The organism is Wolbachia endosymbiont (group A) of Ancistrocerus nigricornis, from assembly GCF_947250785.1.
Classification (GTDB): domain Bacteria; phylum Pseudomonadota; class Alphaproteobacteria; order Rickettsiales; family Anaplasmataceae; genus Wolbachia; species Wolbachia pipientis.
Genome location: NZ_OX366348.1, coordinates 534,145 through 550,108, shown reverse-complemented (window position 1 = coordinate 550,108; position 15,964 = coordinate 534,145). Strand labels below are relative to the sequence as shown.

Here is a 15,964-nt window from a genome sequence, read left to right as displayed (position 1 = left end):
TAAGGGGGCTGGCGGAGTTTGTCAAGTAAGTTTTTTGTTTCTGCGAGCTACTACCCTTTCTTGGTGGACTAAAATCACAACAGCTGCAGAACCTAAATTGCTTCATACTACACCTTTCCCCTTTCCCCTGAAACTAAAATCTATATACTTAACTTTAGAAACTTTAAAATAAGATGCGATCTAATATTAGGCAGTTATTTTACTATATAAAGCCTAATCTATCTTATTTCATCATAGCTTTTATTGCAGTTTTATTTTCAGCCTTAACGATCCTCCTCTTTGGCAGAGGCTTAAGCAATATAATTGATTCTGGCACAGAGCACGATTTTACTACCAAACTATTAGTTGCAATACTTATAGTTTTAGCCATTTCTCTCACTGCATTTACTCGGTTATATTTCATTGGCATTGGCAGCGAGAAAGTTATCGCAAGAATCAGATATGACTTATATAGCAGTATCACTAACTTGCAACCAAGTTTCTTTGAGAACACAGGCGTACAAGATGTTATCTCAGCGTTAATTACTGATACCTCTGTGCTGCAATCAATAATAAACAGCAGCTTACTAACCATATTACGAAATTTTGTGATTCTGATTGGCAGTGTTGCTATGTTATTATATACAAATATACAACTAACTGCGTATGCAGCCGCAATAATACCTATACTACTCATTATCATGACCTCACTTGGAAAAAAAGTGCGTAGCTATGCACGCTTTGCTCAGGATAAATTAAGTGAGCTTGCGTCATTTAGTGAGGAAAATTTTAGATCTATAGTGACTATCAAATCGTTTGTACTCGAGGAAAACGAAAAAATCCGTTTTAAGGAACATTTAAACTCAGTATCAAAATCATACGTAAAATTAGTACTCTTGCGTGCTATTTTAGTAACTCTAGTTATCACGTGTGTGATAGGTTCACTAGTTGTTTTGCTCTTTTTTGGTATTAAAGAAGTCTTAAGCAATAATATAACTATTGGAGAACTCTCCTCATTTGTGTTTTATTCAGCGCTCGCAGCAGGAGCTATAAATAATTTGAGCGATAATATCAGTGATTTACAACGAGGTCTTGGAATAGTAGAGCGTTTATTTGAATTTAAAAATATGAAAAGCTCTATAGCAGATCCCGATGATCCTATAAAAATTTGTAGTGTTCAAAAGGGAATTTCGTTTAATGGCGTAACATTTTTTTATGCTGATAAGCCAGCATTAGATAACGTATCATTTTCTATAGAGGCAGGTCAAGCAGTATCAATTGTTGGACCATCTGGCAGTGGTAAAAGCACCATTTTAAAGCTTCTGCTCCGTTTTCATGATCCAAACAAAGGTAGCATTACTATCGATGGGTACAATATTAAGTCAATTGCGCTAAATGACCTCAGATCGTTGTTTGGCTTAGTGCCACAAGATCACATGATATTCTCTTGCTCAATAATGGAAAATATACTATATGGCAAACCAGGTGCCGAATATGAGGAAGTGAAGCAAGCAGCCATCAGCGCTTATGCGATGGAATTTATTGATAAGCTGCCTGATAAATTTGATACATTTGTAGGAAAAAGAGGATTAAAACTTTCTGAAGGACAAAAACAACGTATTGTAATAGCAAGGGCCATACTCAACAATCCTCAGGTTTTAATACTGGATGAAGCAACCTCTGCCCTTGATTACAAAAGTGAGAACCTCGTGCAAAAAGCATTGAGCAAGTTAATGCAAAACAGAACAACAATCGTAATTACACACAGGCTATCAACCGCACTCAAGACTGACAAGATTATAGTAATTAATCATGGAAAAGTAGAAGAAGTAGGCACTCATGACTCTCTAATAAGTAAAGACGGGCTATATGCAAAACTGGCGAAGATACAGTGGAATTGAAAGAGAATTTAAATCATACCGTTAGTTGATATGCTAGATTTATAATTAAAATTATTAAATTTTTAATTTTATTATTTTATAATGGTTCCATAGTTATCCGGAAATTTCGTGATCTGTAGTTTCTTTCATTCACGTTATATTCATAGCTTGTTCTATCTTAATGTAATTCCAATTTTGACTGTATAGGAGGTCTCTATGTTAAAACATAACTATAGTGATAAAATCAATAATCGCTATTCATATACTAACAAATTTTCTTATAGTGATGAGGGTGTAGACGAGACGATCAAGGATAAAATCACAACTGAAGATCAGGTAGTAACTGATGATGTTGAAGAGCCTGATGCTGGTAATGATGGTTACAGCGAAGGTATGGCTTTCTCTTACCATGGTTACGGCAACGACTTAATATAAACTCTGATCCAGGAAGATAAAATAGTTAAGATAAACCTTCAACTAGTCCCACTTATTCACTATACTGCTATAGATTTTATAGCAATATAGTGAATGAACATTTTTAAGCAGATTTCTTCTCTAATCTTTAGTAAATTGAATGAGTTGAAACAAAGGGGTGTTATAAGCACAAGTGCAGCAAACTTTATCATAGAGCCTCCAAGCAATAGAGTCCATGGAGACATTTACACAAATGTTGCTATGGTGCTTGCAAAGCATGAAAAGAAGAATCCCATTGAAATTGCAGAGGTTTTAGCCAAAGAATTTGAACTTTTTGATGAAGTTGCAAAAGTGGAAATAGCAGGCTCTGGTTTCATCAACATGCACTTAAAAATAGAAGTGTGGCATGGAATTTTAAAACAAATAAATGAGCTAAAAACAGAGTTTGGCACCCTAGATATAGGGAACAATCAGGCCATTAATGTTGAATTTGTATCTGCAAATCCAACTGGTCCACTGCATATTGGTCATGCAAGAGGGGCAGTATTTGGTGACGTTCTGGCAAATTTATTGAAAAAAGTTGGTTATAAAGTTACTAAGGAATACTATATTAATGATGCTGGAGCGCAGATAGATACGCTAATTCGGTCAGTATATTTGCGGTATAAGGAAGCTCTGGGAGAAAAAATCAGCATCGAAAAAGGTTTATACCCAGGTGAATATTTAAAACCAATAGGGACTGGGCTGGCCAAAAAATATGGCGCAGAGCTTCTAGAAAAGCAAGATAATCAAGTGATTAGAGACTATACTTTAAGTTCTATCTTAGAAATCATAAAGGAAGACATGAACTTACTTGGAGTAAATCATGATGTTTTTACTTCAGAGTATGAGCTACAAAAAAGTGGCAAAATTGAAGAGAGTATAAAGATATTGTCTGACAAGGGTCTAGTGTATGAAGGGTACCTGGAGAAACCAAAAGGCAAAGAAAGCGAAAATTGGACTTCCAGAAAAGAGATGCTATTTCGCTCTACAAAATTTGGTGATGACGTTGACCGTGCATTGAAGAAAGAGGACGGCAGTTGGACTTATTTTGCCTCGGATATCGCTTACCATTTTGATAAGATATCGCGTGGTTTTAACAATATGATCGTAGAGCTTGGTAGTGACCACGGCGGTTATGTCAAAAGACTCAAAGCAGTCGTCTCTGCGCTCAGTGATGATCAAGCAAAAATAGAGGTAAAACTGCATAATATTGTGAATTTTTTCGAGAACGGCAAACCTGTTAAGATGTCCAAAAGATCAGGAAACTTCCTAACAGCAAGAGATGTAGTGGAAGAAGTTGGCAGGGACATAACTCGTTTTATAATGCTAACACGCAAGAATGATATGGTCTTGGACTTTGATTTTGCTAAAGTTAAAGAACAGTCAAAAGACAACCCTATTTTTTACGTGCAATATGCGCATGCTCGTGCTCATTCGTTAATGCGTAATGCTCCAAAAGAGCTCCCAACAGCAGATCCTTCACTTTTAAGGACAGGTGGAGAGCTCTTCCTCATAAAAACCTTAGCAAAGTGGCCAGATGTGGTAGAAATTGCAGCAAGGCTTTGTGAGCCACACAGAATTACTTTCTACTTACTTGAAGTTGCAGAAGCGTTTCACGTTTTATGGGGGTATGGCAAGAGTGATTTAAACATGCGTTTCATACTGGAAGACAACTTAAACCTCACCGCTGCAAGAATGTTTCTCGTGCAGGCCTTAGCACACGTCATCGCTTCTGGACTTTCTATCTTCAATATAGAGCCTTTGGAAGAGATGAGTTGATTTTTTTATGCAAGATTGTTTTTTCAACGAATAGAGAAGTTGACAAAATTAAGTAAAAATGTTATAGTTTATAGTAGTATTTTCTGGTTAATATATGGCTCACAGTCAAAAAAAGCTCAATGTTAATGTAAGTTTTGACAGTAAATTGGCTCAGTATCTTACAGAAATGGCAGAGACTCAAAATAAAACTATTCCTGAAGTTTTAGTAGATTTAGTGGAAGAAGAGTTCGAAGAAGATGTAGAGCTATCCAAAATAGCTGACGATCGCCTCTCTGAAGGTGAAGAAGAAGTAGAGGATGATGAAAACATCTGGAAATAAAACTTACACTATAAAATTCTTAAAAAATGTTATTGAAAAAGAAATTCCAGCTCTTCCGGCAAAGATTAAATTAATGGTTCAGGAGGCCATAAAGAAACGCCTTACAGTTGATCCTTTTAATCTAGGAAAGCCTTTATGTCATAGCTTTAGAGGGCAATATAGGATAAGGGTTAGCAACTACCGTATAATTTACATCATAAATCATTCAGAACGTAAAGTACTTATTACTGCAGTGGGGTATAGAAAAAACATTTACAAACACAGAAGATTACACAATTAAAAATATAAGAAAGATCTCACCGCTGCAACTTGTCCAAGCCTTAGCACACGTCATTGCTTCTGGACTTTCTATCTTTAATATAGAGCCGTTAGAAGAAATGAGTTGATTTTTTTTTGTTACAATATGTAATGATCAAAATATTATTCAAAGTAGGGTAAAGTTATGACAATCAGTTTTAGGGAGTATTCAACTGTATTCACTGAAGTTGCGGAACAGACAGATTTAAATGGAAATAACATAATTGAAAGAATAAAAGGGCATTAGCATAGATCCCGCTAACAAGCAGCGGGATGACGGTTGTCAGGGTGTCAGGCTAGTACCTTCTCTTGTCATCCCAGTGCCCAGACACTGTGATCCAGAAAAGTTTGCTTGTGAACAAGCAAACTAGCATGGAAAGTGGTTACAACATTTTCGATGAGATTATATGGAAAACTGTATTCCAGTGTCAAGCACTGGAATACATCACAGGGGCACTGGAATGACACCCTTTACGGGCTCTTAAATTGCAACTATAAATGTTTAAGAAATTTACCAAATGAAAAAAAAGGCAAAAGAAGCCCCATGGTGGTTGGCTATTTACTATGTACTAAAATATCGGCGTTTTTTTTATTCTAAAACGCTTGATTAAGAGCGATTTAGCTGCTTTTAACTTGCAACTAACCTACACCGCAAGTGTTTAAGAAATTTACTAAGCAGGAAAAAAGGCAAAGAAACCCCGTAGTAGCTAGCATTCAAATTCTCCCTTGTCAATTTGACGTTTTTTGCTGTCTTAAACGCTTTGTAAGCGCGTTTCGGCTTATATAGGTAAAAACCCAGAAATTTTTAAAGACATGCGATGCACGTAGTGCGAAAAATTAAACATGAGACGCCAAATACCCTAAGTTTTTTGTCATTAACCTGCACAGATTGCGAAGATAAATAAATAGCTTCAGTTTCATGATAAGGGGGTTGGCGAAGGGTGTCAAGTAATTCCGTTCCTTATGGGTAAAAAAAGAGAAACTCTAAGTTGCAGCCGCACAATGTTTCTCTTTTCTGCTGTTGATGATTATTTCGCCTATTGTAACTGCCGCTAGAATAAAGCAATAATATACCTGTGTTAATAAAGAAATAGGTGATACAGAGGCGATGCTACCTGCTAGCAATAGTTGGGAACCATAAGGTAAGATACCTTTTGTAGCACAAGCAAAAACATCTAATAAGTATGCGCTGCGATGTGGCGCAATACTGTGTTTTTGTGCAAGCCTTTTTGCAATGCCACCACTTAGTAAAATAGCAATGGTATTATTGGCAACTAAGGTAGTAAACATAGACGCAATTCCTGCTATCACAAATTCAGCTTTAGTTTTTGTGATATTGCTTTCATCGATGAGTTTATGCAACGCTTTTTGACCTTGCTTGTACATTATATGGCTCAATCCACCGATAAATAGAGCAAATATCACTATTTCGTTTACTTTTTTGAAACCGTCATACACGTCATGAGGAAATTGAATGATAGCATAGTCAAAAAAAGTTATTCCTAGCACACCAGCAATAATTATGTTTATAGTTATTGTTACTAAAGTGGCGACTTCAAGCAGCCCCATGATTATTAAAGAAATGTAAGGAATAATTTTTATTATAGAATAATAATCTAAATTTGATATAGAAATAATTTTTGTACTATTTGAGGCAACTGCTAGGTAGATGAGTGTTATAATGCTGGCAATAAGTGCAACTTTAGAGTTCATTTTAAGTTTATCTTTTGCTGAAGCTTCCTGTGAAGAAACAGATGCAATGGTGGTATCAGATATCATCGAAAGGTTATCGCCAAACACGGCACCACCTACTACAGTTGCAGTTCCTATTTCGAGACCAAAAGCTCCACTTTTTGCCAGATTAACAGCTATAGGTACCATCAGCGCAACAACTCCCATAGATGTGCCAATTGCAGTTGAAATAAAAGCAGAAGCCAAAAATACTCCAGGCAGCAGTAATCTTGCTGGAAGGAAATTAAGAATTAAATTAGCAACAGTGTCTGCGCTACCGATTGATTGAGTCACCGCAGAAAATGCTCCAGAAAATAAAAAAATTAAACACATAGTAAGGGTGTTTTTGTCACCCATGCCCTTGATAACAGTATCGATGTTATGCTGAATTTTATTTGTACCACGTGAGACAGCAAAAAATAGTGCTGGTAATAAGCAGATTACTGGTGAAACCTGATGAAGTGGATTATCAGTTCCGATAAAAGAAAAATAAGCACCACTTCCAAGATACAAGATTAAAAAAATAATCAAGGGGACAAAAGCTGTCATTTTACTGTACCTAAACTTATAACTATAACTAATTAAGTGGTTTTAAGCAAGTTTGGTTTTCACTAGTTCTACAGGAAGTCAATAGCAGAGTTTTAAACTTCATATTTAATCTACTAAATAAATAGCACATGTAGCTTATTGCTTGACAATAGGATCTAATTGTTGTCTAGATTCCAGCATCACGCGCACAACTGTACGAACATTTGTTTGCGAAGAAATGTTATAGCTGGTTTTGCCTCAAACACAAAGATGTCATCCGAGTAGCTGACTACTTGGATCCAGAAAATTTTGCTGCGAGTAAGCAAATTTGTTTGGTGAGCATAGAAAGTGGAATGTGTAAGCGCAGCCTCAACAGGTTGTCATCCAAGTAGCTGACTACTTGGATCCAGATTGGATACTGAGTTGGTGAGTATAAAAGTATAGCTAACGCGAGCTCTACGTCATACCGCCGCAGAATAATTAACCGTCATACCGCGATTCATTCGCAGTATCCCTTCGCGGTATCCCTTAGCCGCTAACAAGCAGCGGGATGACGAGCTTATCGTCATGCCACCGCGAACCGTCATACCGCGATTCATTCGCGGTATCTCTAGATCCCGCTAACAAGCAGCGGGATGACGGTTGTCGTTTAGCTATAAATATTTAAGAAATTTACTAAACAGAAAAAAAGGCAAAAGAAGCCCCGTAGTTGGCTAATTACTTACATTATACTTTCAAGTATGGCGTTTTTTTATTCTAAACGCTTAATAACCGCGACTCAGCTGCTTTTAAATGCAACTAACCTTAGCTATAAATGTTTAAGAAATTTACTAAACAGAAAAAAAGGCAAAAGAAACCCTAGGGTAGCTAGTTATTCACTATCCATTTTTTAAGTTGGCGTTTTTTTATGTTTTAAACGCTTTATAAGCGCGTTTCAGCTTATGTAGGTAGAAGTTTGATAAAGACATAAGGTGCACATAGTGCAAAAAATTAAACATGAGACGCCAGATACGTGAGTTTTTTTGTCATTTAATCTGTACAGAGAAGATAAATAAATAGCTTCAGTGTTTATGATAAGGGGGCTGGCGGAGTTTGTCAAGCAAGTTTTTTATTTCTAGCGGTTGTTGCCAAAAACTATACAAGAAGTCTATTGAAATTACGTATATCAATCGTTGTAAAATCACACAATTGCTCTGTAGAGCTATGCCCTGTAATAATTACTATACCATTTTGCTCAGAGCGTATTGAGATTAGGTTCAGCACTAATTCACACGTTGCACTATCAAGATTACAAAATGGTTCATCTATCAGCCAAACGTTTGCATTAGAAATCAAGAGGCGAGCAAGCGCAACTCTCCTTTTCCAGCCTGCAGAAAGTTCGCCATATCTAATATTAAGTACAGGTTGCAACTGCAAGCAACAAATAGCTGCCACAATCAATTCTCTAGTATTTCGTATTCCTGCCCAGAATTCTACGTTTTGAGCAACAGTTAAGCTATCTTTACAGGCATTCTTATGGCCTATATAGACCATAGAAGATATATAGGATTTTGGATCATCATATATATCTTTTCCGCAGTGCCTTATATTGCCTGATACCGGCGGTAAAAGTCCAGATAAACTTCTAATTAAGCTGGTTTTACCACTACCATTTGGACCAGTGATTAGAATCTTTGATTTTAGCTCAGCTTTAAAACTGAGATTCTTAAATAGTACCTTATTATTACGAGTGCAGGATAAATTTTCACATTCAAGCATGGATTATCTGCCCTTTCCCTTATGTTTACCTTGAGTTGAAGCCTGAGCTTTTACAAACAGCTCCCAAAATCCTTTCTGTCCGCCTTCTCTATGTATCAATTGTGCAAAACGCTGCATTAAACCATTACCCATCATAACCATCTTTGTCCATTTACCTACCGGTTTTGCTATGTCAACTATTTCTGGATCTTCTTTATAAACTTGCACATCTTTTTGTTTCTCGCGTAGCGTTTCTTGTTGTTTCATCAACTCTTTTTGCTTATTTTTTTGATATAATTCATTGAATTTTCTGTCTTCTTCCCACTCTTCTTTAAAAACTTTTCTAGGAAATATGATTTTTCTAATGCGATTTTTGTATATTTTTCTCAAAAAGAGAAATACTGCAGCTACAGCAAGTAATGTTACGCTATATAATATGATCTGTGTAAGTGGCATTTCCTGTATCTAATTCATTAAAAATACCCTTACTATTATACCATAATTATGGAAATTGTGCAATTTTTTTGCGGGTAAAGACAGTATAAAAGTAATACTGCTCTATTTCGTAAATTGGACAAATATCTGAGAATGGGCTTGTATGTAGTAAGGTTTATTTCTATACTTTTTAAAGAATTTAGAAGTGAAACAAATATGAACTGCTACAAGACTCACACGTGCAATGAATTAAGGAAGAATGATGTAGGAAAGGAAGTTACCCTCTCTGGATGGTTATACCGTAAGCGCGATCACGGTAACCTAATCTTTGTTGATTTAAGAGACTTCTATGGAATCACTCAACTAGTATTGAATAATGACAAAGACTTTTTTGATGAGATATCAAATTTAAAATTGGAGAGTATAATTACTGTTACAGGAATAGTTGAAGCTAGAACTGAAGATACGGTAAACACCTCTATCGCAACTGGGGAAATTGAGGTTGTAGTTAGCAATTTGCACGTTGAATCGGAAGTCGAGTTCCACCGTGATGAAGAAATAGCGAAAGAAGAAAGAAGTATATTAGCGAGCATTGCTGGCGAACAAGAATATCCGGAAAATATGAGATTTAAATATCGTTTTCTTGATTTAAGGCGTGAAAAAGCCCGCAACAATATTATTCTGCGCTCACAAATTATTGCAGAACTCCGCAAGCTCATGATAGAGCGAGGATTTTTAGAGATTCAAACTCCAATACTCACTGCTTCCTCTCCTGAAGGAGCACGCGACTACCTAGTGCCAAGCAGGCTAAATCCTGGCAAGTTCTATGCATTGCCACAAGCTCCGCAGATTTTCAAACAGTTGCTCATGGTCTCAGGGTTTGATAAATATTTCCAAATCGCACCGTGTTTTCGTGATGAAGATGCAAGGGCTGACCGTTCTCCGGGAGAGTTTTATCAGCTAGATCTTGAAATGTCTTTTGTAACTCAAGAAGACATCTTTCAGATTATTGAGTCTACCTTATATAGAGTGTTTGCTAAATTTTCTCGTAAGTCTGTTGATAAAGATTTTCCACGTATTACATATAAAGAAGCAATGCTTAAATATGGTTCTGATAAGCCAGATCTGCGCAATCCACTATTAATCAGCGATGTTACAGAAATTTTTCGTGATTCAGGGTTCAATATTTTCAAAAGCAATATTGAGCGTGGTATGTTAGTGAGAGCCATCCCTGCACCTAAAACAGCAGAGGAACCACGCAGCTTCTTTGATAAAAAGATAGAACATGCGCAAAAAGAATTCGGTGCTAAGGGTCTCGGATATATAACGTTTGATAAAGATGGAACTGCGAAAGGCCCAATTGCTAAATTTCTTGATGAAAATAGGCTAAACCACATAAGAGAAGCAACAAACATAGAGCCAGGAGATAGTGTATTTTTTGCTTCTGACAAAGAGAATGAGGCGGCAAACATTGCAGGAAAAGTACGCACTCTTTTAGGGTCAGAACTCAGTCTTATAGATGATAATATCTTCAAGTTTTGTTGGATAATTGATTTTCCATATTTTGTATATGACGATAAAAGTAAAAAAATAGATTTCTTTCATAACCCATTCTCCATGCCACACGGTGGTCTGAAAGATTTAGAGGACAAAAATCCACTGGATATCCTTGCTTACCAATATGATCTTGTTTGCAATGGAATAGAACTGTCAAGTGGGGCGATTCGTAATAACAAACTGGATATCATGTATAAAGCTTTTGCCATTGCAGGTTATAGCCGGGGAGAAGTTGATACAAGATTCGGTGCACTTGTACGTGCATTCAGATTTGGTGTTCCTCCTCATGGTGGAATAGCACCAGGAGTTGATAGAATAGTTATGCTGCTTGCTGATGAGCCAAATATTCGTGAAGTAATCTGTTTTCCTATGAACCAGCAAGGTGAAGATGTTCTAATGGGTGCTCCTTCCAAGGTGGAGGATAAGCATTTACGTGAATTATCCTTGAAGGTTATTGAATGAAAAATTTTATAGCAAGGAGCACCGGTTAATGATATATTAGGTTATGTTAAATTGAAAGACCATGAATAATATCCAAAAAGCAATACTATCGGGCATGATCTGTAACATGATTGTGTGGTATGAACTCACTCTTTTTGGAGTATTAACAGATACAATCATCAACGTTTTTTTCCCATCAGAAGATCATTATTTGAGTACACTCAAATTCCTTGGTGTTTTTGCAATTGGTTTTGCGTTTAGACCAATTGGTGCAGTAATTTTTGGTTATATGGGAGATAAGTATGGCAGAAGAAAGACTTTACTTACTTCAGTAATATTAATTTCAATATCATCCACAATTATGGGAATTATACCTGGGTATAAAGAAATAGGGTTGCTTTCACCTGTATTGCTTGTGTTTTGTAGAATAGTGCAAGGAATAACTGCAGGAGGTGAAACAAGCATTAATACAGCATTTACGATAGAGCATTCAAAAGATAAAAAAAATCTAGGTTTCTTAGGAAGTATGAAGCCCTTTAGCGGAGCCCTGGGAACGCTCTTATGCATAACAATGATATTTATCTGCAAAAGAGTTACAGGTGAGAACTATGAAATATGGGGATGGAAGTTGCTTTTTTATTTTTGCTTTTTTTTGGGGACAATAGGTTTTTTAACTAGGTACATATTAAAAGAAAGCTTAGCATATAAAACTAATAAGTACGCTAATAATTTAGCACATTCACCATTGTTAGAACTAGTAAGAAACTATAAAAGACCGCTTATTATTTCAATCAATCTGGGAATTGCTCAGAATGCAATTGTCTACGCAGCAATAATGTTTTATAATATATCAATAAAAGAGCTAGTTATTTTATCTATTAGTGTTAAAGATTTAATGAGGATAGTAATACAGGTTGTATTTGCAGCATCTGCGGTACTTTTTGCAATTTTATCTGATAAAGTTGGAAGAAAACGCGTAATGATTCCTGTACTGATTATGCTATCTCTGATTGGTACATGTGTATTACCATTATTATCTTCCGTTAACCACTATGTCGTAATAATAACTTACTTATTGATTACTATACCAGTAGGTGCATCTTTTGGAATATATGGTTCTGTTATTTGTGAACTGTTTCCAACAAAAGTAAGATGCACTGGCGTAAGCTTAGCAAATAATATATCTGCAGGAATTTTTGGTGGCCTTTCTCCATACATATGCATGTGGCTTATAGAAAAAACCGAAACAAAACTTGCAGCAGGCATTTATCTTACTGCCTGCGCATTAATTAGCCTAATATCTGTGCTTCAAATTAAAGCCAAAGACAGAAAAGTTGATTGGTGAAATCGTTTCAGTCGAAAAATAGCGCTTCAATGGATTTTTCGATGTGTTTAGTGATAGGAGCGGTGATAGTGATTTCTTTATTGTTTGGCAGTTTTAAAGATAAAGAATGCGAATGAAGGTGAATTTTATTTGCTATCCCATCAATAAAAGCTTTTTTACCACCATATTTACCGTCACCAAGAATAGGGCAATTTATATGAGCTAAATGTGCACGTAACTGATGGGTTCTGCCGGTAATTGGTTGTAATTTTAAATAAGCAACATTGTGTTTGGATTTTGCTATAATTGAAAAATGCGTAGTGGCATTCTGAGGTGAATTTTCATCAACGACCACTTTTTCTTGACCTGAAACATATTTTTTCACCAATGGATAGTCTATTGTTCCACTATCCTTGCTAGGTATGCCAGAAGTTAATGCTAAATAAGTTTTTTTTACTCTTCGTCCTTTAAATTCTTCCATAAGGTATCTGGCAACATTAGCGTTGCGTGCGAATATTATCACTCCACTCGTATCTCTATCTAGCCTATGGACAATTTTAAATGTTTCTCCCTCTCTTATTTGGTCAAGCAAATCACTCATGCTAATCTTTACTTTTACGCCACCTTGAACGATGACCCATGCGGGTTTGTTTATAGCTAGTATATATTCGTCTTCATATAATATGTTCTCTCTTAGTAGATTCACTAACTTTTCATTATATTTGCGATCAGAATTAGCGTTTTCAATATAATTCAAGTGCTTCAGCGTTATAGTTTGCCCAGAATTTACTCTATCACTGGACTTTGCTTTGCAATCATCAACTTTGATTAATCCTTTCCTTAAAGATTTTTCAATTACAGATTGCTTTAGATCAGGAAAGATTCTTCTGATGTACCTATCCAGCCTAACGTTATCGTCTTCTATTAATATGGTTTTTATACTTTGTAGCATTCCATTATTTATAATGAATATCTAGTGAAATGTCAATTATTGGTGTCATTCCAGTGTCAAGCACTGGAATGACACCGAAGGGGCTACTGCCGTCATAAAGGAACCAGTGTCAGCTACTCGGATGACAGGAGAAGGAGACTACTGAGATGACAGCTAGCCTGACAACCGTCATCCCGCTGCTTGTTAGCGGGATCTAGAGATACCGCGAATGAATCGCGGTATGACGGTTCGCGGCGGCATGACGTAGAGCTTGCGTTAGCTATACTTTTATACTCACCAACTCAGCTGGATCCAAGTAGTCAGAGCACTGGGATGACAAAAAAAGGAGGGCACTTGGATGACGGGAGAAGGAGCTATTTGGATGACATCGTTTACTATACAATGTTTGTACAGTTCTGGATAAAAAAATTAGCTAACAAATTTATAAACATCAGTATACAGCTCATCAACGCTTGGTTCTTTACTATTTTTGGCAAAATCTTCCGACTTTTTTACTAAATCACGTATTTCCTTATCAATTACTTTGCACTCTTCTTCTGAAGCCATTTTATTATCTGTCATGTATTTCTTTAAAGTGCTTATAGGGTCATGATTTTGCTTCATATCTTCAACTTCTTCTTTTAAGCGATAAGTAGCAGGATCTGACATTGAGTGACCGCGATATCGATATGTCTTCATTTCAAGCAGGATAGGCCCTTTTCCGCTGCGTGTGTGTTCCGCTGCTTCGCTTGTAGCCTCATAAACAGAGAAAAAATCCATTCCATCAACTTGTTTTCCAGGAATACCAAAACTTTCTCCTCTTTTATATAACTCTGTTACTAAAGTTGACCTTTGCACGGAGGTTCCCATTGCGTATTCATTATTTTCTATGATGTAAACCACAGGCAACTCCCACAAAGATGCCATATTAAACGATTCATATACTTGTCCTTGATTTGCAGCACCGTCGCCAAAATATGTAAATACCACATTATCTTTTTTCTTATATTTATTAGCAAATGCTATTCCTGTGCCAATTGGAACTTGTGCTCCCACTATTCCATGCCCGCCGAAGAATTTTTTTTCAACGTCAAATACGTGCATCGAACCACCTTTACCTTTCGAGCATCCTGTTTCTTTGCCGGTAAGCTCTGCCATTACAACATTTGGATCAGAATCACATGCGAGCATTAAGCCATGGTCTCTATAACTTGTGATAAAAGCGTCACCTAATTTTGATGCAGCTTGAGTTCCAACTGCAACTGCTTCTTGTCCTATTGATAGGTGACAGAACCCGCCTATTAATCCCATCCCATATAATTGTCCTGCTTTTTCCTCAAATCTGCGTATGAGTAGCATTTTCCTGTAGAATCCAATTATCTGTTCTTTAGTGAAATTTTCTGCTTTCATATCGATTTCTTTTTCATTAAACTAACACAATACCAGGAATTTTAAATTTTTGCTAATGAACTATTACCACTGGCTTGAGGCTTTTCACGTTATCTCTGTTATCATGTGGATGGCAGGTATGCTTTATTTACCCAGGCTTTATGTCTACCATGCAACTGTAAAACCGGGATCGGAAAATGATAGCTTGCTTCAAACAATGGAAAAGAGGCTACTTAGATATATCATAAACCCTGCAATGCTTTTCTCACTTGGTCTTGGAATTACACTAATGGTTATTAGGGAAGCATATCGTGAAGGATGGTTTCATGTAAAAGCATTTGCAATACTTTTGATGTTAATTATTCATATGCTACTTGCAAAATATAGGAAAAATTTTGCAATGGGTTCGAATAAGAAGTCACATATTTATTTTCGCGTTTTAAATGAAGCAGTTACAGTATTGATAATAGTTATAGTTATTATGGTTGTTGTAAAACCTTTTTGACTGACCTTACCCAAAAAAAGCAGAAAGCTCGTATCTGTTCAGATGCATGGCTAATGTACAATACTGAAATAAAAATTCCAGTGCTCCCTTTCTTGTCATCCCAGTGCTTGACACTGGGATCCAGCTTTCTTTACAAATTCACCAAAAGTGCTTCATTCTATAACGCAAAACCCATACTCACCAAACTCAATGCATTACTTGCAATTAAGTCTCCTGGATGCCAGTGTCAAGCTACTCGGATGACACCATTCTTTTTCCTGGATCCCAGTGTTAGCTACTTGCATGACACCATTCTTTTTCCTGGATCCCAGTGGGCTTTGTTGCATCGCTAGCTATGATGGATAAAGATAAAAAAGGTAGAGAATATCAGTAGCTTATTATTCTGGTATTTATAACAAGAACGGTCAGTGAATACCTAAATTTGAGTAAAAGAAATTTCACTACCACTCACTAATCCGGCTAAAATTCAAGAATTTCAATGCTTTAGCTATTTTCAATAGAATTAAATTTATTAATATAAATAATAAATTACTATTCTTAAATTTGATCAGATTGATTGCAAAAAAACAAGATTTTCAATAGGTTGCTTATAATCCTAACTATAGTTAGCCTTTCATAAGTAGCGATGCAACAAAGCCATCCCAGTGTCAAGCACTGGGATGACAAGAAGAGGGCA

At 36.3% G+C, this 15,964-nt stretch carries 14 protein-coding genes; 9 read left to right on the top strand and 5 right to left on the bottom strand.

Annotated features, from left to right (window positions below; genetic code table 11):
- Positions 1–173 precede the first annotated feature (173 nt).
- From OOK90_RS02725 to OOK90_RS02705, 5 genes are all read left to right on the top strand, one after another.
- A complete protein-coding gene (locus OOK90_RS02725) occupies positions 174–1,880 on the top strand; it encodes an ABC transporter ATP-binding protein (protein WP_209472893.1) in 1,707 nt (568 codons plus the stop codon).
- A 195-nt stretch (positions 1,881–2,075) separates the two neighbouring features.
- Positions 2,076–2,294: a hypothetical protein gene (locus tag OOK90_RS02720; protein WP_010962563.1), complete on the top strand. Its 219-nt coding sequence runs from the start codon at positions 2,076–2,078 to the stop codon at positions 2,292–2,294.
- Between the two features lie 93 nt (positions 2,295–2,387).
- Positions 2,388–4,094 (top strand): arginine--tRNA ligase, encoded by a 1,707-nt coding sequence (gene argS / locus OOK90_RS02715; protein ID WP_010962564.1) that lies wholly within the window; start codon positions 2,388–2,390, stop codon positions 4,092–4,094.
- Between the two features lie 94 nt (positions 4,095–4,188).
- Complete coding sequence (locus OOK90_RS02710) at positions 4,189–4,413, top strand: hypothetical protein (RefSeq protein WP_010962565.1); 225 nt, start codon at positions 4,189–4,191, stop codon at positions 4,411–4,413.
- Positions 4,391–4,693: a type II toxin-antitoxin system RelE family toxin gene (locus tag OOK90_RS02705; protein WP_233395579.1), complete on the top strand. Its 303-nt coding sequence runs from the start codon at positions 4,391–4,393 to the stop codon at positions 4,691–4,693. Before OOK90_RS02710 ends, OOK90_RS02705 begins: the two co-directional genes overlap by 23 nt.
- Before the next feature lie 1,001 nt (positions 4,694–5,694).
- On the opposite strand, the gene OOK90_RS02700 is transcribed toward OOK90_RS02705, so the two are convergent.
- The 3 genes from OOK90_RS02700 to OOK90_RS02690 form a co-directional block, all read right to left on the bottom strand.
- Complete coding sequence (locus tag OOK90_RS02700; protein WP_006280467.1) at positions 5,695–6,990, bottom strand: Na+/H+ antiporter NhaC family protein; 1,296 nt, start codon at positions 6,988–6,990, stop codon at positions 5,695–5,697.
- Between the two features lie 1,113 nt (positions 6,991–8,103).
- Positions 8,104–8,727, bottom strand: a complete 624-nt coding sequence (gene ccmA / locus OOK90_RS02695) for a heme ABC exporter ATP-binding protein CcmA (protein WP_007548816.1) — start codon at positions 8,725–8,727, stop codon at positions 8,104–8,106.
- Between the two features lie 3 nt (positions 8,728–8,730).
- Positions 8,731–9,162, bottom strand: a complete 432-nt coding sequence (locus OOK90_RS02690; RefSeq protein WP_174515653.1) for a hypothetical protein — start codon at positions 9,160–9,162, stop codon at positions 8,731–8,733.
- 195 nt (positions 9,163–9,357) lie between these two features.
- Here OOK90_RS02690 and aspS point away from each other — a divergent pair, with 195 nt between their 5' ends.
- Positions 9,358–11,160 (top strand): aspartate--tRNA ligase, encoded by a 1,803-nt coding sequence (aspS, locus tag OOK90_RS02685; RefSeq protein ID WP_264706118.1) that lies wholly within the window; start codon positions 9,358–9,360, stop codon positions 11,158–11,160.
- 61 nt (positions 11,161–11,221) lie between these two features.
- Positions 11,222–12,484, top strand: coding sequence for an MFS transporter (locus OOK90_RS02680; RefSeq protein ID WP_006280528.1), 1,263 nt, complete (start codon positions 11,222–11,224; stop codon positions 12,482–12,484).
- 7 nt (positions 12,485–12,491) lie between these two features.
- Here OOK90_RS02680 and OOK90_RS02675 read toward each other — a convergent pair whose 3' ends face one another.
- Both OOK90_RS02675 and pdhA read right to left on the bottom strand, forming a co-directional pair.
- Positions 12,492–13,415, bottom strand: coding sequence for an RluA family pseudouridine synthase (locus OOK90_RS02675; protein WP_264706116.1), 924 nt, complete (start codon positions 13,413–13,415; stop codon positions 12,492–12,494).
- Between the two features lie 408 nt (positions 13,416–13,823).
- A complete protein-coding gene (pdhA, locus tag OOK90_RS02670) occupies positions 13,824–14,804 on the bottom strand; it encodes a pyruvate dehydrogenase (acetyl-transferring) E1 component subunit alpha (protein WP_006279887.1) in 981 nt (326 codons plus the stop codon).
- Between the two features lie 55 nt (positions 14,805–14,859).
- Between pdhA and hemJ the strand changes: the two genes are divergently transcribed.
- Both hemJ and OOK90_RS02660 read left to right on the top strand, forming a co-directional pair.
- Entirely contained in the window at positions 14,860–15,288 is a 429-nt protein-coding gene (hemJ, locus tag OOK90_RS02665; RefSeq protein WP_010082641.1) for a protoporphyrinogen oxidase HemJ, read from the top strand.
- A 53-nt stretch (positions 15,289–15,341) separates the two neighbouring features.
- Positions 15,342–15,620 (top strand): hypothetical protein, encoded by a 279-nt coding sequence (locus OOK90_RS02660; protein WP_138265071.1) that lies wholly within the window; start codon positions 15,342–15,344, stop codon positions 15,618–15,620.
- Positions 15,621–15,964: the final 344 nt, after the last annotated feature.

Coding starts and splice junctions, on each gene's coding strand:
- OOK90_RS02705 (WP_233395579.1), top strand. CDS start 4,391: ATGATGAAAACATCTGGAAATAAAACTTACACTATAAAATTCTTAAAA.
- pdhA (WP_006279887.1), bottom strand. CDS start 14,804: ATGAAAGCAGAAAATTTCACTAAAGAACAGATAATTGGATTCTACAGG.
- OOK90_RS02700 (WP_006280467.1), bottom strand. CDS start 6,990: ATGACAGCTTTTGTCCCCTTGATTATTTTTTTAATCTTGTATCTTGGA.
- OOK90_RS02680 (WP_006280528.1), top strand. CDS start 11,222: ATGAATAATATCCAAAAAGCAATACTATCGGGCATGATCTGTAACATG.
- OOK90_RS02710 (WP_010962565.1), top strand. CDS start 4,189: ATGGCTCACAGTCAAAAAAAGCTCAATGTTAATGTAAGTTTTGACAGT.
- OOK90_RS02675 (WP_264706116.1), bottom strand. CDS start 13,415: ATGCTACAAAGTATAAAAACCATATTAATAGAAGACGATAACGTTAGG.
- aspS (WP_264706118.1), top strand. CDS start 9,358: ATGAACTGCTACAAGACTCACACGTGCAATGAATTAAGGAAGAATGAT.
- OOK90_RS02690 (WP_174515653.1), bottom strand. CDS start 9,162: ATGCCACTTACACAGATCATATTATATAGCGTAACATTACTTGCTGTA.
- hemJ (WP_010082641.1), top strand. CDS start 14,860: ATGAACTATTACCACTGGCTTGAGGCTTTTCACGTTATCTCTGTTATC.
- argS (WP_010962564.1), top strand. CDS start 2,388: ATGAACATTTTTAAGCAGATTTCTTCTCTAATCTTTAGTAAATTGAAT.
- OOK90_RS02720 (WP_010962563.1), top strand. CDS start 2,076: ATGTTAAAACATAACTATAGTGATAAAATCAATAATCGCTATTCATAT.
- ccmA (WP_007548816.1), bottom strand. CDS start 8,727: ATGCTTGAATGTGAAAATTTATCCTGCACTCGTAATAATAAGGTACTA.
- OOK90_RS02660 (WP_138265071.1), top strand. CDS start 15,342: ATGTACAATACTGAAATAAAAATTCCAGTGCTCCCTTTCTTGTCATCC.
- OOK90_RS02725 (WP_209472893.1), top strand. CDS start 174: ATGCGATCTAATATTAGGCAGTTATTTTACTATATAAAGCCTAATCTA.